Origin of the sequence: Occallatibacter gabretensis (assembly GCF_001449115.1) — a bacterium.
In the GTDB taxonomy this organism is placed as follows: Bacteria; Acidobacteriota; Terriglobia; order Terriglobales; family Acidobacteriaceae; genus Telmatobacter; species Telmatobacter gabretensis.
The window spans coordinates 198,989-219,987 of record NZ_LAIJ01000012.1; the positions used below are offsets into that span (position 1 = coordinate 198,989).

Sequence of the window (20,999 nt, forward strand, 5' to 3'; positions counted from 1 at the left end):
CATTCAGTAGCGCCGGAAGCGATTTGCCTTTGACACGCACATACAAGAGGGCTAGCCTCTTCAGTCAAGGGGTTAGCCTTAGGCCGAATTTCTGGATGGTGTGCTGTAGGCTCGCGCTCCGGATCAATTCATTGCAAATGTCTCATTGCGGAGAGGAAGTATCCCCTTGAAGACTCGCATTCTGACGACTCGAATTTGGACGACTCGCACCTCAGCCTCGAAACTCCCCTTCAAACTCGCTTTCATCCTCTTCCTGGCTCTCACGCCGATCAGCGTATGGCCTCAAGCAGCTGACTGGGACGCCCACATGAAGGCCGGCGAGAAGGCCCTGCAATCCCTCAACAACGCAAAGGCAGAAAAGGAATTTCAAGCCGCCGTCGTTCAAGCTCAGTCATTTCCAGCGCCTGATCTGCGCACGGCACAAACCCTCGGCAAACTCGCAGAGGTATACAGCAGGGAATCGAAGTCTGCCCAAGCAGAAGACGCCTTGCAGCAACAAGCCGTTTTAACGGAAGCAGCAGTAGGCCCCGAAGACCCCCGCCTGGCCTACGCGTTAATCAGCCAGTCCCTCAGCTATGAACTCCGCAATCAACCCGATCAAGCCGCCCCGCTCTGGAGTCGTTCGTTAGCCATTCTGAAGAAGGCCGCCAAACCAATCGACCCCTCAGTTCTGAAAGACATGGACGAAACGGCGAGCAGCCTGCGCGTGCACGAGTCCAACATCACAGGCCAGGAACATATCCGCAGCGCAATTCTGGAGCTCAGAGAATCTCTCGGCGCATCCGATCAGGATTTGAAATTCGCACTCAGAGATATGGCATCTCTCTATCAGCGCACCGATCGATCCCTGCAAGCTGAGCCGCTGCTGACCCGCATCATCAAGATGGACGAAAAAAACTCCGGCCCTGAGAGTTTCGTCGTCGCCATTGACCTCGACCAGCTCTCCGGCCTCTATGCCAGTGAAGGGAAGTACGAAGCTGCATTGCCGCTCCTGCAGCGCAGGCTTGAGATCACCGAAAAGATCAATGCTCCCGATTCACCCTCGGTCCGCAGGCGCAAAAATCTGGAGACAGGCGTGAACTACGCGATCATGGTTCCACAACTTCCCCTCTTGATTCTTACGCAGGGAATGATGCCGTCGACCGGCATCCCGGTCCGTCGGCCAGACCAGGCAGAAGTCTTCCGTTGCTATAAAGATCTGGCAAGAGCCTACGCTGGCGCAGGCAAATACCCTGAGGCTGAGGCCATGTACAAACAGATCATCACTGCGGAAGAAAAGAAAGCCGCCTCAACGCAAAAGTCTGAACTCGCAAACATGAATCTGGACCAAGACCTCATCGAGTTTGCCCGCATCTATCGCAACGATCATCGCTACGACGATGCGCTGGCCACCATTCGCCAATCGGAAACCGTCGGCCGGCAGATCGCAGATTCAAAGTTTGAAAAGCAGAACGCGACTTCGGGCAGCCCATCCATCTTTCCCTGGCTCAGCCAGATCGAGCTCGCGGAAATCTATCGCGAAAAGGGTGATACAACAGCGGCCGCGCCCGTCTTTGAGCAGTCCCTGCAGGCAGTCAGCGATTTGAAGATGCCTCCCGGGAATCCCAAAATCGCTGAGCTGCTAAACAACTACGCCACCATGCTTCGAGACGAGGAAAAGTACGATCAGTCCGAAGCGCTTTACATCCGCTCCCTCAACGCATGGGAAAAGACCAACCGTTCCCGGAATCCTCAAGCGGCCCAAACTCTGATGAACTATGCCGCCCTGTTGCGCAAGCTGAATCGCCCGGCAGAAGCAGAAGCAGAAGCACTCGAAGCACGCTCCGCAGCCATGTATCTTCGATAAGCGCACTGGCACACAATATGCTCACAGAGACTCAAAGACGCGAATGCGCCCCGCATCAGACAACGCGCTCGCCTTCAGCCATCTCTCGTTTGAAACTCTCCGGGTGCATGGACCGAGTGAGCAAATCTTGATAGGCCTGCTCATACTCTCCCTTCGCAGCGCGCTCAATACATCAGCCAATATCGAGCCTTTGAAAGGCGAATACAGATAAAAGATGGTGCCGCGCGAAAGATCAGCATCGCGCGCGTCCTGCGCAATGAATTGCACGCGGCTCAGGCGAAGGCTTTCAGCGCACTTTTGAGCACTGGCGACATAAGCCGCCTGCACCTCAACACCAAGGCTCTGCGCTCCGGTCATCATCGACACCAGGATCGGCACATGCCCCAGTCCCGAGCCGAGATCGACAAAGACATCCTCTTCCGCAACCGCTGCAATCAGGTCGAGGATATGGCGCACCGGCGTTGGCTGGTAGGGAACCATCTCCGCTGACGTTTGCCGGTCTGTCTCATCTGGTTCAGGCAGTTGAAGAACTCCGCTCACCAGTTCGTCCCTGTAGTCAAAGCCCAGGCCGGGCAACGGGCTTCCCGGTTCGCTACCGCTCGCCGAACCCCCGAGCCACGGAAGAAGCGCGCGCGGTTGATCGCCGCGAACAATATCGGAGCGCACCGACTGGTAGAGTTCCATGTTTGCGGCTTCGAGCCGTATCCTGAGCGCCTTCGCGCGCTGATGCACTCGTGAATCCGTACATCCAGCGGAATCCTCGGAATCGAAGCCTCCAAATCCGGCATCAACGTCGTCCAGCGCAACCAGGCGCTCTCGCAGTCGGGTGGGCAAAAACAGGGAAGAATCAGCCTCCAGAGCGCACAGCAACGCGTGCAGATCGTTGCAGCATTGGACTTCATCCTCATGCGGAATGCAGGCGGCCATGGTTGACATATCAACCACCTTAAACAGGAATAGTTGTCATGTCAACCTGAGATTGATAGTCTTGGCACAGACATGACGGCAAAACAGTTATCCCCGCAGGAGTTTCGCATCTGGCATGCCTTCAGGCTCATGCATGAAGATGTGCTCGGCCGCGTCGGGCGCGACATCACCCAGGCCACCGGGCTCTCTGGTCCTGAATTCGGTGTCCTGTTTCGCCTCGCAGGCAAGGGTGAGATGCGGCAACAAGCACTGGCCGGCATGTTGAACTGGGATAAGAGTCGCCTCTCGCATCAGCTCACGCGAATGCAGGAACGCTCGCTGATTGAGCGCCGCCGTATAGACGGAAAAACGGTCCTCATCGTCCTTACCAAAGTCGGTAGAGAAAAGCTGGACGCTGCCCGCCCCATACACGCGGACTCAGTTCGACGAAACCTCTTGTCGCGACTCACGCAGCAACAGATAGATACCATCGTCCGTGTAAGCAATCTTCTTGGCGAAGTAGAGGAGTAGGAGCGCCGTCCGTTTCGCAACCAACGGGTCCCAATGTTTCAGCCACGCTTTCCAACCACTATTACTCATCGAGCCTGAATACAAGCGAGATTAGCTCCAAGTAACAGCTTCCCGTCATCTGGCCAATCACTGACGAGACGCTCCGTCTTCGAACGTTTCGATACTAGCTACGTGCGGAGACGAGCATTCTCAGCTTCTAAGGTTTGAAGACGTTCCTCGAACGGGGCCAGGATCGTGCGAATCTCATCCACGGTAAATCGTGGAGTAATGTGTTGCTGACAATTCCAGTCAAACGCATCGACATGGATCACGTATACGCGTTCCACGAAGATATTCTCCTCATCCCGAACCACCTCAAGAAGATTTCTGGCCTCAGCCCTCTCCGTGATCTTTGCGTGCCCTAGTATCTTCAGGCGTGCCTGGCGTGGATAGTCAACGAGAATCAGTGCGACACGGTCGTCCGTCAGGAGATTTCCCGTACTGATGTACTGCTTATTCCCACGATAATCTCCGAACGCGATTGTCTGGTTGTCCAGAACCTTCAGAAATCCTTTCGGTCCGCCTCGATGCTGCACATACGGCCAACCAGTACTACCGATGCTTGCCATATAAAAGCTGTCACGTTCGCCTATGAATTCTCGTTCGTCAGGACCCAGTCCCTGATACGACGCGCCCTGTGCCGCAAGCCGTTCATATTGCCGCCTGCTTCCATAGCGCTCTTGTAGCTCCTTCACTACCGTAGTGAACGCGAGCGAGCCAAAAGTATGAGCCATATCTTTCTCCTGTGAGGCGGGTACTCTGGAGTCCCGCCCCACCGTTGCGTGAATTAGTCGCGAGCGATGCCGTTCTTGTTCAGAAATCCGTGAATACGGCTTGCGATTTCGTCACAGTGTGTCTCCAGGGCAAAATGCCCTGTATCGAGCATGTGTGTCTCGATATTCTTCAAATCGCGGCTGTACGGTGGAGCACCCGCAGCCGGGAAAATGAAATCATTCTTCCCCCAGACAATGAGTGTGGGAGGTTGCAACTTGCGGAAGAACTCCTGAAAAGCCGGATAGAGAGGCACATTGGTGCGGTAGTCATAAAACAAATCGAGCTGAATCTCGTCATTGCCGGGTCGATCCAGGCCGAGTTGGTCCAACATCCATGTGGTCGGATCCAGAAGGCTGGTATCGTTCGCACCATTCTCGTACTGCCATCTCGTAGACTTAGGGTCCACCAGGAATCGAATTGCTTCACGATTCTCGGGAGTTGGTTCGTTCCAATATTTCTTGATAGGGTCCCAGAACTCCAGAAGCCCCTCGTCATACGCGTTGCCGTTCTGAATGATGAGAGCCTGAACGCGTTCGGGGTGACGGAGAGCAAGACGATACCCAATCGGCGCACCATAGTCCATCACATACATCGAATACTGCTTCAGGTCGAGATGTTGGACCAGACCATCCACAACGTTCATCAGGTTCTCAAAGGTGTACGAGAACTCTTTGTGATCAGGCATCGTTGTTAGTCCAAAGCCAGGGTAGTCGGGCGCAACAACACGAAACGCACCAGCGAGCCGAGAAATCAGGTTGCGAAACATGTTGGAGGAAGTCGGGAATCCATGCAGCAGGAGAAGGACCGGAGCGTCCTTCGGGCCTGCGTCACGATAGAAGACGTCCAGGTTGCCGATCTTTGCAGTTGAGTAGTGAACAGGGTAGTCCTTGGGAACTTCCAATATGGTTGGCATGTTCAAATCTCCCTCTGATGCGATTTGTGAATCGTTTGGCCGTCAGCGATAACTGAAACCGAACGCCTCTGGTTAGATAGATACCGAACGAACGGTAAGGATTCATGGATTCCATTTTCTGTTATGAAAAAGTATCCCTACCGAAGGTTCGGCATGTATAAAAAGCTAGGAGCACCATGGCGCACAAGACGATTAGCGATGAAGAGATGATGACGAGGGCGCTCGACCTCTTTCGCACATACGGCTTCGATGGTGTGAGCCTGAAGCAGCTGGCGGATTCCATGGGACTGGAAAAGGCGAGCCTGTACTATCGTTTCCCGGGAGGGAAGGATGAGATCGCACTGGCTACGGTGCGTGCTGTCGACTCCATAATCCGCGAGCACGTCTTCAAGCCACTCTGTGCGGCTGGCACGTCTCCACGTAGACGCGTGCAGCTTGCGTGCGAGCAGTTGCGTGAGTTTTATGCTGGCGGCAAAAAATCCTGCACCTTGGACGTGATGTCGATCCCAGGAGCCTCCAAAGAGGTGAAGGAGGTATTGCGCGGAACACTCCACGCGTGGCTTGACGCCTTTACGGCGGTCGCGAGGGAGGGTGGTCTGACAGTTGCACATGCTCGTATACGTGCCGAAGAAGCAATCGCGAGAATTGAAGGGGCTCTCGTTATCTCTCGAGTACTTGGAGAAAGCGCCTCCTTCGAAAGAACACTGAAGCAATTGCCAGACTTCCTGACCGTTGCATAATGCTGAGGAGCAATGGAAGAAGCGATTGAGAGTAAGTGAATAGGTACCGGGAAACGCGCTTGAGTTGAATAATGTCGGTTGATCACCAACCCGGAAACCGGATCTCATTGAGCGATTCATGAAGGGCAGCTGCACCCCCTGTGGAAATCTTGTCAAGCCCTTTCCCGAAAAATATCTTATAAATAGCTGATTCTAAAGAACAAAAAACCTCGCGCGTTTTGCGTAGAATTATCCCCATTTGTGGACAATAGATATAGAGCGGTTTTTCTGCGAACCGGAAAGTCGCGCCAAGCCTCCCAACACAACTTCATAAACAAGGAAAACCACCATGAGTATGTACAAGACTCCGTGCATGCACGAGCCTCTGTCTGCCGTCGTGCAGCGCTGCTGCGACGCCCGCAACCGCATCTTCCTCGATATCGCAAAATCGCTCCGCCTGCCCTCGCCCGACAACCCGGCCATGGACGCCAATAGGCTGGCCGATCTACTCGCCAAAGCCGGCGAAGACTACGACACGCGAAACGCCGCATCTGCCGCCTACCGCTATGCCATGCCCGACATCAGCACCCGCCAGGGCATCAAGGACTACATCGCTTGCGTCCTTCACGGTATGACCGTCGATGCTATCAACCACAAAGATGGTGCCAGGCTACTCGCCGGAGCCAGAATCGCACTCGCCGCGCATCGGGGCCGTCGGGGCAAAGGCGCAGAAAAGGCGAACACATCGGGGCACCCCCAAATTCCGTCGCAACCCGCTGCCTGATCAATCACTTGCAGCCAAATGTGCATATTTTTTTATTTATTTGGTAACCCTGTTCTGTTATTTAAAAGGTAAATAGCAGAATTCACTGCAAGTAGCACATTTAAAAAATGATAACGCCAGGCGCGGTAACCTCTTGGTTTCCAGGCTGCCGAGGAAAATGGGAGGCTCTCCGTTACAGAGATTGCTGGCGGGCACAGGTTAGAGATTGGACCTTTGTAATCTGGACTCGCGAAGATTGCAGAGATACTGTAGGAGATCAGATTTTTGTGAACCGAGAGGGTGAATATGCCGACTCCTCAAGAGGCACTGATCAAGCTCCGCTCAGATCCGAGAGATTTCCTCCGAACCTACTATCTGAAGTGCGAAACGATGGGCGCGATCAACTCAAGCCAGCATACATTCTGGTTTGGCGGAACCGGATTCACGGATCAGAATCAACAGACTGTGCACGACCGCTCTCCCGTTCAAGGCACGTTCAGGATGCACCAGAGAAAAAACTTTCTGTTTACACCCAATCAACCATCTCTGATAGGGAACAGTATTCAGGTTCCCGTGTGGCATATAGCAGTGACGCAGATGGCAATACCGTTCAATATGGGCGCCGTGGTGCCTTTGCAGGTCAGCACCTCAATGGGAGCTGACATCATGGTCACCACGATGCTCAACGGATGTTCGTTCTTCTGCGATACGTTTCAGAACAGTGTCTTAATGGCACATCTGATGCCGACCGGCGGAAACACAGGCGATCAGCTTGAGCAGGACATTATCGGTACAGGGCTGTATGAAAGCGTTCAGGGAGATTTTCAAGGAGCCAATGGAGCTTTGCATCACGGGCTGGGCACAGTTTTTGGCGCGCATAGCGGATATACCGCGAATGCGAATGATGTGACCATCGTGGGTGTCCGCACTGGAACACATTGGCGCGTCTACGCACAGAGGCATACCAGGCTCGGGCTCGGGCAGGGTACAGACATCCTCACCGTCTGGAAGATCTTCCACAACTGAATTATGCGTTCAGCTTCCAGGGCCCGCGATAAGGCCGTGAAAGCAGCGCAGTCGCCTCAGGATCGTTGAGAATCTGCTCTTGGGTCACATTCCATTGCAGCTTGCGGCCCACCAGCATCGAGATCAGTCCCAGATGGCCGGGAATCGTCGAATGATGTCCCACCTCCACCGGCGTAATCGTCGGCTTGCGCGACTTCACGCAGTCCAGAAAGTTCCGCTGGTGCTGCGTCGATTCATACAGCCGCACCTTGCGCAAATTGTCGGGAAGGGAATCACCCTTAAGCCACTCAGGATTCGATGCATCGATCCCGCTGCGATCCACCCATACCCAACCATCAGGACCAATCCACTTGGTCCCCATCGGAATCGCGCCCGAGCCTCCTGCAATCGTCAGATGCACGTCATTCGCATAACCCGTCACGTCCTTGCGATACAGGCAATTCACCGTGTACTTCGTAGCCGTATTCCAGACAGCATTCACCGGCGGAGCCTCGCCAAAAGCCTGCACCTCTGATGGCCCGGTCACATCGAACCCAAGCCCCCAGTGCGCAATGTCACCATGATGTCCAATCCAGTCCATTAGCTGCCCGCCGCCGGTGTTGTAGTTCCACCGCCAGTTCTGATACACGCGCACATCGATATACGGCTCCATCTTCGATGGGCCAATCCACGTCTCGTAATCAAATCCCTCAGGCGGCGGCGTAACCGCCAGATCCCACGCCGGCGTCCCCGGCACAATTTCTGTCGGAGCAGGCGGCTTCGGCCCAAGGCTCGCAAGGCGCTTGTCCAGCACAGGCAGCGTTCCCGGAAAATCATGATGCCCACCCGGCAGACCAACCTCCACGTGCGTCACATTTCCAATCAGCCCATTGCGAACAATCTCCGCCGCCCTGTGAAAGCTCGGCACCGAGCGTTGCCACGACCCCGTCTGCCAGATGACCTTGTTCTGCTGCACCGCGCGAACAATCGCCTGCTGCTCCGCGATCGTCTTCGCCAGAGGCTTTTCGCCATAGATGTCCTTCTTCCGCTTCGCTGCTTCCGTAGCCACAAACGCGTGCCACTGGTCCGGAATGGCAATCATGATCGCGTCAATATCATCGCGCGCAATCATCTCTCTAAAATCGCGGTATCGCTTGCAATCCGTATTGCCGTAGTGCTCGTTGATGGTGCCCACGGCGGCATCCATCTTCTTCGGATCAATCTCACACGCCGCCACAACCTGGCAGTCAGCCTGCGCCAGAAAGCCCTTGGTATTGTTCGGCCCTTGCATTCCCCAGCCAATCACTCCAACGGTAATGCGGTCTGATGCCGCTACGCGACTCGCGCGCGCAAGCGGACTGGAAGCGATCATTGCCGCGGCACCGGCCGATTTCACAAAGCTGCGACGGGAAAACAGGGAATCAGTATGAGGGGTTCGCATCAGTATCTCCGAAGTCGACGCAAGTCTAGCACGCTACATTTTGCCCCGTCCTTATGCCATACTCTGTCATGCTTCTTCGCCCCGCAGAACCCGCGGATGCAATGGCTATCGCCTGCGTGCATGTCCGCTCCTGGCAGGCCGCTTACAGGTCGTTGCTGCCGCAGGATTATCTGGATCAACTCCGTCCGGAAGACCGCGCGCACAGTTACGATTTCACACACCAGGACCCGGGCAAGCCCTACACGATTGTGGCTGTCGAGGGCCCGCTGATCCTTGGCTTCGCCACAACGATGCCGTCCCGCGATGAGGATCTTCCGGACCACGGTGAACTATGCGCTTTACATGTCGATCCCGAACAATGGGGCCACGGAACTGGCGCAGCGTTAATCGTCGCTGCGCGAGACCGTCTTGTGCAGCGTGGATTTCAATATGCCTGCCTCTGGCTTCTCAAAGGGAACACGCGCGCCGCGCGCTTCTACGAGATCGATGGATGGGCAGCGGATGGCAAGCACAAAAGCGAAACCATGTTTGGTGTTATGGTGCAGGACTTTCGCTATCGCAGAAGACTGGATGCAAAGTAAAAGCAGGAGTCACGAGCACGCTTAATGCCTGACCTACAATAAAGAGAACCGATTGCGGAGCAAGCCCTCATGCCCACCTTTGAAGAGTCGCTCAAGAAGCTCGAAACCATCGTCGAACAACTGGAAAAAGGCGACCTTCCGCTCGAAGACTCGCTGAAACTCTTCGAGCAGGGGGTCGACCTCTCCGCAACATGCAAGAAGGAATTGGATGAGGCCGAAAGCAAGGTACAAACGCTTACCAGGCAGCGCGACGGCTCGCTGAAAACCGAGCCTTTTCCCACGGACAAGTAGCTTCCGGCCAGCACTTCCGAATCCTTCAGGGCTTCACAAAAACCGCCGCAGCTATCGAACGGCTGGCCGATGTTGCGCTGTTGGTTTCGTTCAACAGGTGCATTCCCTGCGACAGGTTCATCGCAGCAGGCACTGCGATGAAGCCGCCCCGCACCTCGCTGGTCTCTCGCGCAATAGTTTTAAACAGCATGGCGCGTCCGTTCATATGCACTTCCAGGTGCTCCGTTTTCCAGTCTGTCTGGCTCACCTGGGTTCGCCGTAGTTCAAACGATCCGCCCTTGTAGAGCCGCCCCAGAATGCCAAAGCCAAAGTCGACATTCTCCATCAGCTGTCCATTGAGTCCTGCCATCCGCTTCATCCGCGCATCTATCCAAAGATCGCCGCTCATGGCATGAAAAATACGCGCTTCAATCGAGTGCGCCGGATAATTCGGGTTAGGCCGGAAGTGCAGATGCCGCAGGCCATTCTCCTCGCCTTTATCCTCATAGAGAAACGCATCCGGAAGCAGCGCCACAATGCGCCCAATCCGCTTTTCGTCGTCGATATAAGCTTGTTTCAGGCTGGCCTGCTCCGAGGGGGAGTTCAGCAGCGTTTGCAGCCGTGCCTCCTCCCGCTGCTGGTCCTTCGCATCCAGCGGATGTCCGTTCAACTGCTGCACGCGTGTCAACGGACCGTCGGAGGTCTCCACCTGCTCCTCCAGTAAGGTCTCCTTCGGCGCATGCTTTTCAATCCAGTAGCGCCACCAGCCGTGCCGCTCATGATCGTGCATCTCGTTGTAAACCACTTCGCGCACCAGCGTGACTGGCGGTTCAGATTGTGCCGGGGATTGAGGTTGCTGCGCTGCACCCGTTGCAGCGGTGAGAGCTACGGTCAGGATGCAGAACACGCGTGTGGGGAACTGGCGCATCTGGGCTTGCATCTGGCCTCCTCTGGCTCCGTCAGATTGGTTAGATGAGGATTTCGTCTACAGCGCCAGTATCGGCGGATGCAGATAAAGGGTTGACAAGGGGCGAGTGAAATTTCCATGAAACCTCCCGCAAACCCCGCAATTCCCGAAGAAACGCGAACCAGATTAATCAACACCTGCCTTTCGCCCTGTACACTGGCTCCATGATGGACGAACAGGAATTTCGCCGCGCAGCCGAGACCGCCATTGATGCTCTCAAAAAGCATTTGATCGTAAAGGAAGAAGACGACGCTGCTGGCTTTGAGGTCGAAGAGCAGAACGGCGTACTAAATGTCGTCTTTGAAGAGGCAAGCGGCAAGTTTGTGATCACACCGAACACCCCGGTGCGCCAGGTGTGGATTTCGGCGCTCTCCACCAGCTTCAAGCTCGACTGGAACCCGGATTCCGCCGCATTCGTTCTGCCTCGCACAGGTGAGCTGCTGATCCCTCTGCTCGATCGCCTGATTGGGGAGTATCACGCAGGCTGAGCAGGTCTGGCCACGCTTGACTAAGTCGTGTCCGCATCTCGCGCGTGCTCGTAACCTTCCTGAAACGATTCTGAATCCGCAGCCACCATCCAGAAGTTAGTCCATACACAAACATGGACCAACGAATTGGAGGGTTGATATGCCAGCGAATATTCGGCATCGAACCTTGGCGACCACATCGACTCCCCGGCCGCTTCTTTTAAAGCTCGCCGGTCTCGCAGTGCTTGCCTGCCTCGTCTCCGGTTGTCTCACCGCCTGCCAGCCGACTCTGGAGTGCGGGAACTGGACATTTACCGGCACGCCCAACACTTCGGCATCGCCCAAAGATTCTTTCCCCTTGAGCAGTTCGTTTGTCTTTAACCCGGCAAACTGCGGAAAGCAGTGCCAATGCACCACTGACGCCATGATCCAGATGGTGCGCGTCTATGACGTAGACGAGCAGATGTTCCTCGCGGGTGAAGGCGAGTCGACCGAGTGGTCCGATGCGAATGGATGGATGATCGATCAGCAGCCTCTGATCGGCTGGGCATCAGGCTACTATGGCCAGAACAATGACGGGACCTTCGACCCTACCTATAACGTCGTCGGCAGCAACGGCACACCCAACACCTTAAACGACGCTCCTGGAGGATGGGGGCCGAGCACAATCTTTTATGCCGTAGATGTCGCTGTTTGCGTCAATAGCGACAGGCAGGGCGGCTGCGATAACCGCATCCTCGGCTATTACTTCTGGAGCTGGGTCGTCGACAGCAATGGCGTCGGCCAGAAGTTCATTATCGCGCCTGCTTGGAAGGATCTGGACACTGAATTCCAAAGCGCTGTGGCAGCCTGGAACAAATGGGCGCCGACCTCCGGTCCTGTCGGCGGAGGTTCCACCGGTCAGATATCGGAACCCCACGCCTTCCCGTTCCCCACATTATCGGATCTATAAGGAGGTACTCGTGAAACCGCAAACAGCAATCGGAATGATTTCGATCCTTGCCTGTCTCTGCGCTGCGGGATGCAGTAAGGCAAAGCGCGAGGAAACTCCTGAGCAGACGCAGTTGAAGACACAGCTCGATCAACAGGAAAAGCAGGCTGCCCAGACCGCGCAGACCTACCATGCAATGGATAATGCTGCGCTCATCGGTAAACTCCAGGAGCAAAGCGCGCGCAAACGGGAGCCATTCAACTCCCTTGCCTATCGCGAACTGGTCACGCGAAAGGATGTCGATTCAAAGGCGCTTGCCTCCATTGTCAACGAGAAGAAAAACGGCGACGCCATTCTGCCGCTCCTGCTTCTGAAAAAGCTGGATGAGAAGTCCTACATGCAGATACCGGCAGCAGTGCGATCGAACGTCCTCACCGATGCTCTTGAGCAATCGAAGACATTCAACATGTGGGGCATACCGAACTTCTATCTCGAAGATGCGTCAAACGCTCTGCTTGAATCCGGCCAGAGCGCCTATCCCAATCTCCGGCGGATGCTTTCAGAAACTCGTCCCGCGCCTGTTTACGGAAGCAAGGCCTACATGGTGTACATGCGCTACCAGTTCCGGCTGTGCGATTATGCCTTGTTCTATCTGAAGAGAATGCAGGGCGACGCGAACTTTACCCTGCCCGTTTCTGTTGCAGACCGGGACGCGTTGATCAAGCCCATGCTGAAATAAACGAGGCCCGGCGCAATGCAGGGCCTCATCCTTTCCACTTCGCTCAGTCCTACTGGAGCGAATAGATCGTCTGGAGTACCTTTTCTGCAACGCTCGAAGGCAGCGGAGCGTAGGAGAGTCCCGAAGCCTCGCTCTCACCGGACTTCACGATCCAGCTCAACATATCCTTGAGTACCTTGCCCTTGGCTGGATCCACTGATTTCACAGGAATAAGCAGATAAGTGAAGCTCGAGATCGGGTAGGCATCCGCGCCTGGAGCGTTGGTGATGGACACGCGGTAGTCGGCCGGCATGGCCTTCACACTGGCAGCCGCGGCCGTCACGCCTTCAATTGAGCCGCGCACAAAATTGCCCGAGGCGTTTTTCACTTCGCCAAAGCTGATCTTGTTCTGCAGAGCGTAAATCAGTTCCACGTAGCCGATGGCTCCGCCCATCTGGCGCACCAACCCGGCCACGCCCTCATTGCCCTTGCCACCCACTCCGGTGGGCCAGTTGGGAGACGTTCCGGAGCCCGGGCCGCCCTTCCAATCGCTGCTTACCTTGCTCAGGTAGTCGGTGAAAATGAAGCTCGTGCCGGAGCCGTCTGAGCGGTGCACCACGATGATCTTCTTGTCCGGCAGTGATACGCCCGGATTGTCCTTGGCGATCCGCGAATCGTTCCAGTTGGTGATCTTATTCAGGTAAATGTCGGCCAGCACATCACCGGAGAACTTGAGGTTAGTCACGCCCGGCACGTTGAAGACAGGCACCACGGCACCCAGCACCGTGGGAATGTGCACCAGCTTGATCGACGAGGAGGAAAGCTGCGCATCGGTCATCGGCATGTCAGAAGCGCCAAAGTCTACCTTGCCCTGCGTAACCTGCGTGATGCCGCCGCCGGAACCGATCGACTGGTAGTTCACTTCCACGCCGGGATGCGCCGTGCTGTACTCAGAAAACCATTTGGAATAAATGGGTAGAGGGAAGGATGCGCCCGCTCCCGTAACCTTCTGCGCGTGGGCTGCGCCCATCGCCAACATCAACAAACCAACGGCAATACCAGTCTTCTTCATCTTGCTCTCCCTTGCAGATCCAGCGTTCAAAGTAGATTCTTCCTGAAACGCTCTCAACTTCATATAGATTTTCTAAGGATATTGTTACGGGGAGTTGAATGCCATTCGAAAAATAGGTACTTAATCAAGCGCTTGCTGCCTTGGATGCCGTATCCAGGGATGCCGCCGAGCTGACAACGGGGAGTGCAAACCAGAACGTCGCACCCGACCCCAGTTCGCTCTCCGCCCAGATGCGCCCGCCGTGCGCTCGCACAATCTGCGCCACAATCGCCAGGCCAAGCCCCGTGCCGCCCGATTCTCGCGAGCGTGCTTTATCTACCCGGTAAAAGCGCTCAAAGATTCGGTCCAGGTGTTCCGAGGCAATGCCGGGTCCGAAATCCTGCACGAAAAATTCAACATCCGTGTCCATCTTCTTTGCGCCAACACGGATCTTCTGGCCCGTCCCACCATACTTAAGCGCATTCTCAATTAGGTTGCCAAAGACCTGATTCATCGCGTCAGGATCCACCTGAACCAGATCATTTGGTGCGCCGGCGCTCTCCAGTTCTACGCCTGAGTCCACAATCAGACCGCCTAGAGACTCCAAGGCATCCGCCACGAGTGCATTCGCGCGCATCGGCTGACGGGTCAGCTTATAGTCCGGACTTTCTACGCCGGCCAACGCCAAAAGGTCTTCCGTCAGTCGGCTCATGCGGCGTGCATTCTTTTGAATCACGGAGAGAAACTCACGCGCCGTCTCCGGACTAGCCATCGGAGCCTCGATCAGTGTCTCAACGTAACCCTGAATGGAGGTGAGTGGCGTCCGCAGTTCATGGCTCACATTGGCAATAAAATCGCGACGCGAACGCTCGGCTGCTTCAACGCGCGTCACATCATGCAGCACGGCAATCGCGCCACCGGAGGGCAGCGGAGCGGCGTTAATCTCAAAGATGCGTCCGGGTTTGAGTGAGCTGGACCGTCCGCTCATGACCTCGCCGGTTTCAAGCGCGCCTTTCACGCAGGCCAGCAGATCGGGGTCGCGTACAGAGTGCACCAGCGAGCGGCCCACGCGAATCTGGGTGCCGGCAATGCGCTGCATTACGGAATTCGACCAGCGAACCTGGCCCTCCGTCGTTACTGCGACCACGGCTTCTTGCATGGAATTCAGCATGGTCGCCAGCTCCTGGCGCCGGTCTTCAATCTCTGCAAAGCTCTGTCCGAGCTGTTCCGCGGTCTGGTTCAGCGCAGCTTCCATGGAGGAAAGCTCATCATCCTCTGTCCGCAGGCGCGCAGTCAGGTCGCCTGCGGCAATCCTATGAGCGAATTCCACCACCTGCCGCAACCGCCCGGTGATGCCAAAGGCTACCCATGCCGCCACCGGCAATGCAGCAGCCAGCGCAATCAGGCCGCTCCAAAGCGCTTCGCGGGTAAGCCGATGGAACGTATCCACCGGCCCCGCAGGAAGCATCTGCCGAAAGACAAGCTCCATGACCGCTGTATGGAAGATCAGCAACAGGGCAAAGAGTCCCAGCAGTTTGGTAAAGACTTTGCGGGTCAATCGGCTCGGCTCCTGTCGCTCTTGGTCGAGATGCTCTACTCTTTCGGGATCTCGAAGCGGTATCCGGCTCCGCGCACAGTTTTCAAATAGCGCGGATTCTCCGGATCTACTTCGATTTTTTCACGAATGCGGCGCACGTACACATCCACCGACCGCGGAGTCACAAAACGCGCATCACCCCATACCGCATCCAGCAGGTGATCGCGGCTGTACACACGGCCTGGATGCCGCGCTAGGTAGTCGAGCAGACGGAATTCAGTGGCCGTGGTTGTGGTGAGTTGGCCGCGAACCGTCAACTGCATCGCATTGGCGTCGATCACGACCTCCTCAAACTGAATGACCGACGGAGAAGTGGGCCGCTCAAAGCGCCGCAGAACCGCTTTCACTCGGGCCACCAGCTCACGCGTTGCAAACGGCTTGGTAATGTAGTCATCCGCGCCCAGTTCAAGCCCGAGCACGCGATCGTTTTCCGCCGCGCGCGCCGTCAGAAAGATGATGGGAATGGTGGAGAGCGCCTGGTTGCTGCGCAGCCGCCGGCACACGTCCAGTCCATCGCCGCCGGGCACCATAATGTCCAGAAGAAATAGCGCGGGCGGCTGCCGCTCCGCGTCAGGGATTAAGTTGGTGGGGGTCAGATAGGGGCGTACGGCAAATCCCGCTGTTTCAAGGTGATGCTGCACCAGGCGGGAAATATCTGCATCGTCTTCCAGCACAAATACGGATTGACTCAACCGGATTATCCTCAGCCGGCGGCCGTTCAATTTGGGTGCCGAGACCGCACGGAATTGTGAACAGGTTACTGCATTGAGGCAAATAAATTGCAAACGTATGATGAATTTGGCCTGGAAGGCGGGTTTCGCTGAGGCACTAAATCTGGCTTAAGTCCCGGTTTTTGCCAGATCCAGCTGTTTTTCTATTTCCAGCGCCTTGGCTTCCTTGGCCACTCTCTGCTTCTCCGCGCGCTTGTTCTGTACTTCCTTCGAAGCCAGCCAGATAAGAGAAACGAAGGTTGCCGTAAGCAGCAATATTGCCGGGGTGCCGTGGAGTTGATCGAGGCCATCGGCATTCAAGTCGCCGTAGAGCATGGTCAACCCCGCAAAGACAAAAACAATATGCGCGCAGAAGACGCGCAGAGAAGCCTTGCCGAGCGTTAGAAATGGTTCGATCGATACTATTTTCAATAGAAATTTTCGCGCCCAGTAGACCAGCACCGTAAATGCGACCAGGTTCAATACGCGTAGAGGGCCAATCTGCCACTTGTCCAGTTTCACGCCCAGCGCCTGGGACGTCAGATGCGGCCCCAGCCACTGGAAACGAACTCCAATAAAGAAGAGACAAACCGCACCGGCCATCGTGGCCGCCCAGCCGGGAATCTTGAAGAGCGGAGTCGTTTTCATAGCGGATTGCGCGCCAAGCCACAGACCGACAATCCACACCGCTTGCCAGGCAAAGAGGTTGAATGCGCCAGTCTCTTGCAGCGGAATCTGCAGGTGCGTCACGTATACGATCCAGTTATGGACCAGGTCGCGTAGACCGAACTGAGCCAGTATCCACACTGCTGCGCTACCGGCGAGAACCCACCTCCAACCAATCCGTGCCGCCGCGCTCAACGCCAGCGGTGTAACAAACAGGAAGGTCACATACATTGGCAAAATGTCCAGCAGCGGCGGGCAGTACAACAGCAACACGGAGCCGGCGATGGCAACCAGAGGATGGGCCAGGTAGAAGTCCAGCAGGTTGAGCAAAGCCGCCTTGTGAGTGTGAATCGCAATCTCCGCGATCACCGTGAAGGCAAATGCCAACATTAATAAGTGATAGCCATAGATTTTCAGCGAACGTTTCCACAGCCGCGTGCGCACGTTGGCGGGATTCAGCTGCAAATCCCGCATGTATAACCGCCCTACCAGAAGAGCGGAGATGAAAACAAACCCCTCCGCAGAGGAGATAAACCCAATCGGCTGGTTGACGAAATCGCTGTATCGCGTAGGCAGATGCGTCACCGTCATCCAGACAAGAAACAGCCCGCGTAACGCATCGAGTTCAGGACGGCGTTCGAGCTTAGGTAGCTGCATCACTCATCCTGCAAGGTAAAGTCCTTCATCTGTTTAGACGTCCGCGCGAAGCACGAGTTGTCTCCACAGCACATGTAAACCGACAGATAGAAACTGTAGCTTTACTTTTTTGTTGACTTGCGCCGTTTGCTCTGCAACACTGCGTCTCCATACCACGCTTACCGGTTGCCAGCCCTCTGATCTCACTGGCAATGCCTCGCACGAAGTTGGACCAGCCAGTCAGGTCTGTATGGCCCTTATGAACACAACAAAAGAGGAGGAGTTATTGTGAAAAAGTATCTTGCAGAGCTGATAGGTACGTTCATTCTGGTGCTTTTTGGCTGCGGAACGGCCGTTGTGGCAGGCGATAAGGTAGGAGTCTTAGGAATCGCATTCGCCTTTGGCTTTGGGCTGATCGCGGCAGCATATGGTATTGGACCCGTCTCGGGCTGCCATATTAACCCTGCCGTAAGCCTCGGCGTCTTTACCGCCGGGCGCATGGGATTGAAGGATTTACTGGGTTACTGGGTCGGCCAATTCCTCGGTGGCATCCTGGGAGCGTGGGTGGTTTCGATTATCGCTACCGGGCTGCTCAGCGGTTACAGCATTGCAACAAGCGGCCTGGGGCAGGATGGTTGGGGCCCTGGCTATCAGGCCGGCTATGGTGTAGGCGCGGCCTTCGTGTTTGAGTTTGTGGCTACCTTTATCTTTCTCATTACCATTCTCGGTTCCACGCAAAAGGCTGCTCCGGCAGGATTCGCAGGCCTGGTCATCGGCATCACCCTTGTCGTCATCCACATCTTCGGTATTCGCATTACCGGCGTCAGCGTGAACCCCGCGCGCAGCTTAGGCCCCGCGCTCTTTGTTGGAGGACAGGCGCTCAACCAGGTCTGGCTTTTCTTTGCAGCGCCATTCCTCGGCGCGCTCCTCGCCGGTTTGCTCTTTCGTATAAGGTTGCTTGATGCTGAGACTGAGATTCCGGTTCTGAGTTCAGTTACGACCTCTGCACCCTCCCCGTTTCAGGCAGAAGCATAAGCATCCTTCGCATGCATATGTGTCACACAACAAACCCCGGCAAGCGTTATGCCTGCCGGGGTTCTTGTTTGTTGTTTTCGTTCTCACTCAGTGCATGACGGCAGTTTCGCCGGATTCAAGCGCGGCAATGTAGTCCAGTACTGCCTCACTCCAGCCGTCGATATGTGTCCACTCGCCATAGCCAACGCCATTCCGGTAGCTGGCCACATTGATCACGTACCCTCTGCCGCTGGGACCGGGCACATGATCGTGCGTCTGCTCATCCGTGATGACCACCACACGGTCATAGCTGGTACGGCTCTCGTCCATCGCCTTGTTCAGCGCGCGTCCGAGATACGTGCCCATATGCGGCTGGCTTCCGTCGAGCGCATCCCGCAAGGCCATTCCGCGCCGTGAGGGAATCAGCTTCGCGTCCTCGGAGAAGGTGTAGATCGTAATCTTCTCCGCGATCTCGCGCAGCAGAATCGCCAGCCCGTACGCAGCATCGGCACGGCGCATCTCCGACTGCCTGGAAAGGCCAGCATCCATCGAACCGGATACGTCCACCAGCAGCAAGGTATGCCCCGCAAGCCCTCCGCCACGATCCTCCAGAGAGCGGAACATGGCATTCTCCAGCCCGTCTTCCCACTGTGGAGCGTGACGCGCAGCAGATAGAAAGCGAAAGGGCAGAACCCGTTCCGCCCTCATCCCTGCCAGCGCTGCAAGCACCAGAGCCTCATCCACTCCAGCCTCGCGCATGTTGCGGAGATTCCGCAGAAGAGCGAGCGCGCCAAGCTTGCGCCCGGTGAGCAGCCGCTCCCAGGTCTCACGCTTGCTATCGCCCTCGCCGCGTCCTGCTGCAGAGAGCGCAACCTCCCACGTGTTGGGCGCAGTAAGCGCATTTGCGGCGAGCCGCTTCCACAGCGACTCCTGCTCTGCATTCGCAGGCCGCGCGTGGCAGAGAAAGAGCACATCCCGCAGACGAACCGCTCCAGCGCGATCATACTTTGCCAGCGCGTACTCGTCGAACTTGCCGAAGGCGCGAGCGAGCCCCTTCTTGACCTGCGCGGAAAGCGGCTGCTTTCCACCAGACCAATAAATGGCCGTGAATTCGGCCAGCTCGTCGGCCCGCTGAATTACCCGCTCCAGGGTCTCCGCAACAAGTGCGCGATGCGAGGTATGGCGAGCCATCTCGCGCACCAGCAACAGCGGCACGTGGCGCAGCTTCATCTGCTCGCGTGCTTCCACTGCTAGCGCGGCGACCTGCTGAGCCTGCACACGAGGCACAAGCTCGCGAATGCGGCCTGCAATCTGCACGCCATCCTCGTAGAACTCATCCTCCCACAGCATGCAAGAGAGCACCGAACGCCGTAGCGCCTGCTCCGCCGTCACCAGTCGGGCAGGTGCGCCCTCATACGTGTGAGGTGCAGAAACGTGCCCCAATTTCAAAATATTCAATCGCATTGTTCCTGCCTCCTTTCATGAAATTCAAAACATCTGCCGGGGAAAATCGGGTGCGGCAAGCTACGCTGGACCGAAGCCCAGCGGCAGGATTCGAACCTGCGACTTCCGCTGATAAGCGGCGCTCTACCGACTGAAGTATCCGTACCCTGCGCCACCGGCAGCTATTTGCGTGCAACCTCTTCAAGTTCGTCCTCTGGCTCCTCTGCAGGAGTTACGATGACACGCGCAAATCCACTTCCTCTGAAGCCGGGCGTCGGCTTGCGGCGCGCATCTTCACTGAAGCTCAATGCCAACTTGTCCATCTGTTCCCAACTCGGCCTGTGCTTGTCCCAATAATCTGTGCACTCATGGACGACGAAGGGGACCACACGCGAAGGGCTCGAATTGGTGCAAATGACCAATACATCCGACTCCCGGTAACCGGTGGTGTACTGGCCATGCTCGCATCCCTTACAGAGATGTGCGTTGCCCACCGGTGTGCCGTTCTTAACACTCGTGTTGCTCATGGCAATGCTTTCTAATCCGGATGAACCGGAATGCCTCGGCCGGGGAATTGTCGGTTGCGGAACATGAGGTGCTCTACCACTGAGCTACTTGTGCTTGCACACAAGGCAGGATTCGAACCTGCGACCACCCGCTTGTCATGCGAAGTATCCGTAACCTGCGCCACCGGCCGGTAAGTTAGTTGTCAGTGAAAACAAAGTAATCCTGTGCGATGCGAAGCTATGTTTCGCATCGCCGGAATGTTATCTGGACCACAAAAAAGTCGTCCGAGGGAACAACCGAAGACAGGGCTTTGGTCGATTGTCGAGTCGATGTACCTGACTTCTACGCCACTCGGGCTGAACGCCATAAGCGCACGCTACTCAGCGATTGCACTGACACATTTGGTTCAAACTCAGAGAAAATGCAAGCAAGTTGCGTAGAAATCAGAATGCTTGCGGCTTAGAGGAAGGATCCAAACGAAGCCCGGAAACCGACGCAGCCTGT

The 20,999-nt window shown here is 56.1% G+C and carries 22 protein-coding genes and 1 tRNA gene; 11 read left to right on the forward strand and 12 right to left on the reverse strand.

The features are described from left to right. Positions 1–166 precede the first annotated feature (166 nt). Positions 167–1,846, forward strand: coding sequence for a tetratricopeptide repeat protein (locus VO84_RS19980; protein WP_058189549.1), 1,680 nt, complete (start codon positions 167–169; stop codon positions 1,844–1,846). Between the two features lie 21 nt (positions 1,847–1,867). Here the strand turns inward: VO84_RS19980 and VO84_RS19985 are convergent, their stop codons facing one another. Further along, complete coding sequence (locus VO84_RS19985; RefSeq protein WP_058189550.1) at positions 1,868–2,782, reverse strand: class I SAM-dependent methyltransferase; 915 nt, start codon at positions 2,780–2,782, stop codon at positions 1,868–1,870. 63 nt (positions 2,783–2,845) lie between these two features. Between VO84_RS19985 and VO84_RS19990 the strand changes: the two genes are divergently transcribed. Continuing rightward, on the forward strand, positions 2,846–3,283 hold the full coding sequence (locus VO84_RS19990; protein ID WP_058189551.1) for a MarR family winged helix-turn-helix transcriptional regulator: 438 nt from the start codon (positions 2,846–2,848) through the stop codon (positions 3,281–3,283). A 167-nt stretch (positions 3,284–3,450) separates the two neighbouring features. Here VO84_RS19990 and VO84_RS19995 read toward each other — a convergent pair whose 3' ends face one another. Both VO84_RS19995 and VO84_RS20000 read right to left on the reverse strand, forming a co-directional pair. Beyond that, positions 3,451–4,056: a pyridoxamine 5'-phosphate oxidase family protein gene (locus VO84_RS19995; protein ID WP_058189552.1), complete on the reverse strand. Its 606-nt coding sequence runs from the start codon at positions 4,054–4,056 to the stop codon at positions 3,451–3,453. A 53-nt stretch (positions 4,057–4,109) separates the two neighbouring features. Further along, positions 4,110–5,009 (reverse strand): alpha/beta fold hydrolase, encoded by a 900-nt coding sequence (locus VO84_RS20000; protein ID WP_058189553.1) that lies wholly within the window; start codon positions 5,007–5,009, stop codon positions 4,110–4,112. Positions 5,010–5,185: 176 nt separating this feature from the next. Here VO84_RS20000 and VO84_RS20005 point away from each other — a divergent pair, with 176 nt between their 5' ends. The 3 genes from VO84_RS20005 to VO84_RS20015 all read left to right on the forward strand — a co-directional run bounded on the left by VO84_RS20005 (position 5,186) and on the right by VO84_RS20015 (position 7,517). Next, positions 5,186–5,749, forward strand: a complete 564-nt coding sequence (locus VO84_RS20005; protein ID WP_058189554.1) for a TetR/AcrR family transcriptional regulator — start codon at positions 5,186–5,188, stop codon at positions 5,747–5,749. 328 nt (positions 5,750–6,077) lie between these two features. Then, on the forward strand, positions 6,078–6,512 hold the full coding sequence (locus tag VO84_RS20010) for a hypothetical protein (protein WP_157440025.1): 435 nt from the start codon (positions 6,078–6,080) through the stop codon (positions 6,510–6,512). A 285-nt stretch (positions 6,513–6,797) separates the two neighbouring features. Next, entirely contained in the window at positions 6,798–7,517 is a 720-nt protein-coding gene (locus VO84_RS20015; protein ID WP_058189556.1) for a hypothetical protein, read from the forward strand. Between the two features lies 1 nt (position 7,518). Here the strand turns inward: VO84_RS20015 and VO84_RS20020 are convergent, their stop codons facing one another. Further along, positions 7,519–8,937, reverse strand: coding sequence for a Gfo/Idh/MocA family protein (locus tag VO84_RS20020; protein ID WP_058189557.1), 1,419 nt, complete (start codon positions 8,935–8,937; stop codon positions 7,519–7,521). Positions 8,938–9,005: 68 nt separating this feature from the next. On the opposite strand from VO84_RS20020, the gene VO84_RS20025 reads away from it, so the two are divergent. Then, on the forward strand, positions 9,006–9,518 hold the full coding sequence (locus tag VO84_RS20025; protein WP_058189910.1) for a GNAT family N-acetyltransferase: 513 nt from the start codon (positions 9,006–9,008) through the stop codon (positions 9,516–9,518). A 69-nt stretch (positions 9,519–9,587) separates the two neighbouring features. Beyond that, on the forward strand, positions 9,588–9,809 hold the full coding sequence (locus VO84_RS20030; protein ID WP_058189558.1) for an exodeoxyribonuclease VII small subunit: 222 nt from the start codon (positions 9,588–9,590) through the stop codon (positions 9,807–9,809). Between the two features lie 25 nt (positions 9,810–9,834). Here VO84_RS20030 and VO84_RS20035 read toward each other — a convergent pair whose 3' ends face one another. Then, entirely contained in the window at positions 9,835–10,728 is an 894-nt protein-coding gene (locus tag VO84_RS20035) for a hypothetical protein (RefSeq protein WP_058189559.1), read from the reverse strand. Between the two features lie 191 nt (positions 10,729–10,919). On the opposite strand from VO84_RS20035, the gene cyaY reads away from it, so the two are divergent. The 3 genes from cyaY (at position 10,920) to VO84_RS20050 (ending at position 12,892) form a co-directional block, all read left to right on the forward strand. Next, on the forward strand, positions 10,920–11,243 hold the full coding sequence (gene cyaY / locus VO84_RS20040) for an iron donor protein CyaY (protein ID WP_058189560.1): 324 nt from the start codon (positions 10,920–10,922) through the stop codon (positions 11,241–11,243). Positions 11,244–11,382: 139 nt separating this feature from the next. Then, positions 11,383–12,174 carry a hypothetical protein gene (locus VO84_RS20045; protein ID WP_058189561.1) on the forward strand — a complete coding sequence of 264 codons (792 nt, stop codon included), beginning with the start codon at positions 11,383–11,385 and terminating at the stop codon, positions 12,172–12,174. 10 nt (positions 12,175–12,184) lie between these two features. Then, positions 12,185–12,892 carry a hypothetical protein gene (locus VO84_RS20050; protein ID WP_058189562.1) on the forward strand — a complete coding sequence of 236 codons (708 nt, stop codon included), beginning with the start codon at positions 12,185–12,187 and terminating at the stop codon, positions 12,890–12,892. A 49-nt stretch (positions 12,893–12,941) separates the two neighbouring features. Here the strand turns inward: VO84_RS20050 and pstS are convergent, their stop codons facing one another. The 4 genes from pstS to opgC form a co-directional block, all read right to left on the reverse strand. Next, the gene (gene pstS, locus VO84_RS20055; RefSeq protein WP_058189563.1) at positions 12,942–13,943 is read right to left on the reverse strand and encodes a phosphate ABC transporter substrate-binding protein PstS; all 1,002 of its coding nucleotides are present in this window, start codon (positions 13,941–13,943) and stop codon (positions 12,942–12,944) included. 124 nt (positions 13,944–14,067) lie between these two features. After that, entirely contained in the window at positions 14,068–15,480 is a 1,413-nt protein-coding gene (locus VO84_RS20060; protein WP_058189564.1) for a HAMP domain-containing sensor histidine kinase, read from the reverse strand. A 35-nt stretch (positions 15,481–15,515) separates the two neighbouring features. Beyond that, positions 15,516–16,211, reverse strand: a complete 696-nt coding sequence (locus VO84_RS20065; RefSeq protein ID WP_058189565.1) for a winged helix-turn-helix domain-containing protein — start codon at positions 16,209–16,211, stop codon at positions 15,516–15,518. Positions 16,212–16,358: 147 nt separating this feature from the next. Further along, a complete protein-coding gene (opgC, locus tag VO84_RS20070) occupies positions 16,359–17,552 on the reverse strand; it encodes an OpgC domain-containing protein (protein WP_058189566.1) in 1,194 nt (397 codons plus the stop codon). A 267-nt stretch (positions 17,553–17,819) separates the two neighbouring features. Here opgC and VO84_RS20075 point away from each other — a divergent pair, with 267 nt between their 5' ends. Continuing rightward, on the forward strand, positions 17,820–18,566 hold the full coding sequence (locus VO84_RS20075) for an aquaporin (RefSeq protein WP_082662226.1): 747 nt from the start codon (positions 17,820–17,822) through the stop codon (positions 18,564–18,566). Positions 18,567–18,653: 87 nt separating this feature from the next. On the opposite strand, the gene VO84_RS20080 is transcribed toward VO84_RS20075, so the two are convergent. The 3 genes from VO84_RS20080 to VO84_RS22670 form a co-directional block, all read right to left on the reverse strand. Next, positions 18,654–20,009: a TROVE domain-containing protein gene (locus VO84_RS20080; protein ID WP_058189567.1), complete on the reverse strand. Its 1,356-nt coding sequence runs from the start codon at positions 20,007–20,009 to the stop codon at positions 18,654–18,656. A gap of 161 nt (positions 20,010–20,170) precedes the next feature. Beyond that, positions 20,171–20,515 (reverse strand): hypothetical protein, encoded by a 345-nt coding sequence (locus VO84_RS22665; RefSeq protein ID WP_157440026.1) that lies wholly within the window; start codon positions 20,513–20,515, stop codon positions 20,171–20,173. A 97-nt stretch (positions 20,516–20,612) separates the two neighbouring features. Next, positions 20,613–20,676: transfer RNA gene (locus tag VO84_RS22670), tRNA-OTHER, on the reverse strand. Positions 20,677–20,999 lie beyond the last annotated feature (323 nt).

Excerpts from the sequence above, each read along its gene's own strand:
- VO84_RS20020 (WP_058189557.1), bottom strand. The coding sequence starts at position 8,937 with ATGCGAACCCCTCATACTGATTCCCTGTTTTCCCGTCGCAGCTTTGTG.
- VO84_RS20025 (WP_058189910.1), top strand. The coding sequence starts at position 9,006 with ATGCTTCTTCGCCCCGCAGAACCCGCGGATGCAATGGCTATCGCCTGC.
- VO84_RS20080 (WP_058189567.1), bottom strand. The coding sequence starts at position 20,009 with ATGCGATTGAATATTTTGAAATTGGGGCACGTTTCTGCACCTCACACG.
- VO84_RS20030 (WP_058189558.1), top strand. The coding sequence starts at position 9,588 with ATGCCCACCTTTGAAGAGTCGCTCAAGAAGCTCGAAACCATCGTCGAA.
- VO84_RS19995 (WP_058189552.1), bottom strand. The coding sequence starts at position 4,056 with ATGGCTCATACTTTTGGCTCGCTCGCGTTCACTACGGTAGTGAAGGAG.
- VO84_RS20005 (WP_058189554.1), top strand. The coding sequence starts at position 5,186 with ATGGCGCACAAGACGATTAGCGATGAAGAGATGATGACGAGGGCGCTC.
- VO84_RS22665 (WP_157440026.1), bottom strand. The coding sequence starts at position 20,515 with ATGAGCAACACGAGTGTTAAGAACGGCACACCGGTGGGCAACGCACAT.
- VO84_RS19985 (WP_058189550.1), bottom strand. The coding sequence starts at position 2,782 with ATGTCAACCATGGCCGCCTGCATTCCGCATGAGGATGAAGTCCAATGC.
- VO84_RS20035 (WP_058189559.1), bottom strand. The coding sequence starts at position 10,728 with ATGCAAGCCCAGATGCGCCAGTTCCCCACACGCGTGTTCTGCATCCTG.
- VO84_RS19990 (WP_058189551.1), top strand. The coding sequence starts at position 2,846 with ATGACGGCAAAACAGTTATCCCCGCAGGAGTTTCGCATCTGGCATGCC.
- VO84_RS20015 (WP_058189556.1), top strand. The coding sequence starts at position 6,798 with ATGCCGACTCCTCAAGAGGCACTGATCAAGCTCCGCTCAGATCCGAGA.
- VO84_RS20010 (WP_157440025.1), top strand. The coding sequence starts at position 6,078 with ATGAGTATGTACAAGACTCCGTGCATGCACGAGCCTCTGTCTGCCGTC.
- opgC (WP_058189566.1), bottom strand. The coding sequence starts at position 17,552 with ATGCAGCTACCTAAGCTCGAACGCCGTCCTGAACTCGATGCGTTACGC.
- pstS (WP_058189563.1), bottom strand. The coding sequence starts at position 13,943 with ATGAAGAAGACTGGTATTGCCGTTGGTTTGTTGATGTTGGCGATGGGC.
- VO84_RS20045 (WP_058189561.1), top strand. The coding sequence starts at position 11,383 with ATGCCAGCGAATATTCGGCATCGAACCTTGGCGACCACATCGACTCCC.
- VO84_RS20000 (WP_058189553.1), bottom strand. The coding sequence starts at position 5,009 with ATGCCAACCATATTGGAAGTTCCCAAGGACTACCCTGTTCACTACTCA.
- cyaY (WP_058189560.1), top strand. The coding sequence starts at position 10,920 with ATGATGGACGAACAGGAATTTCGCCGCGCAGCCGAGACCGCCATTGAT.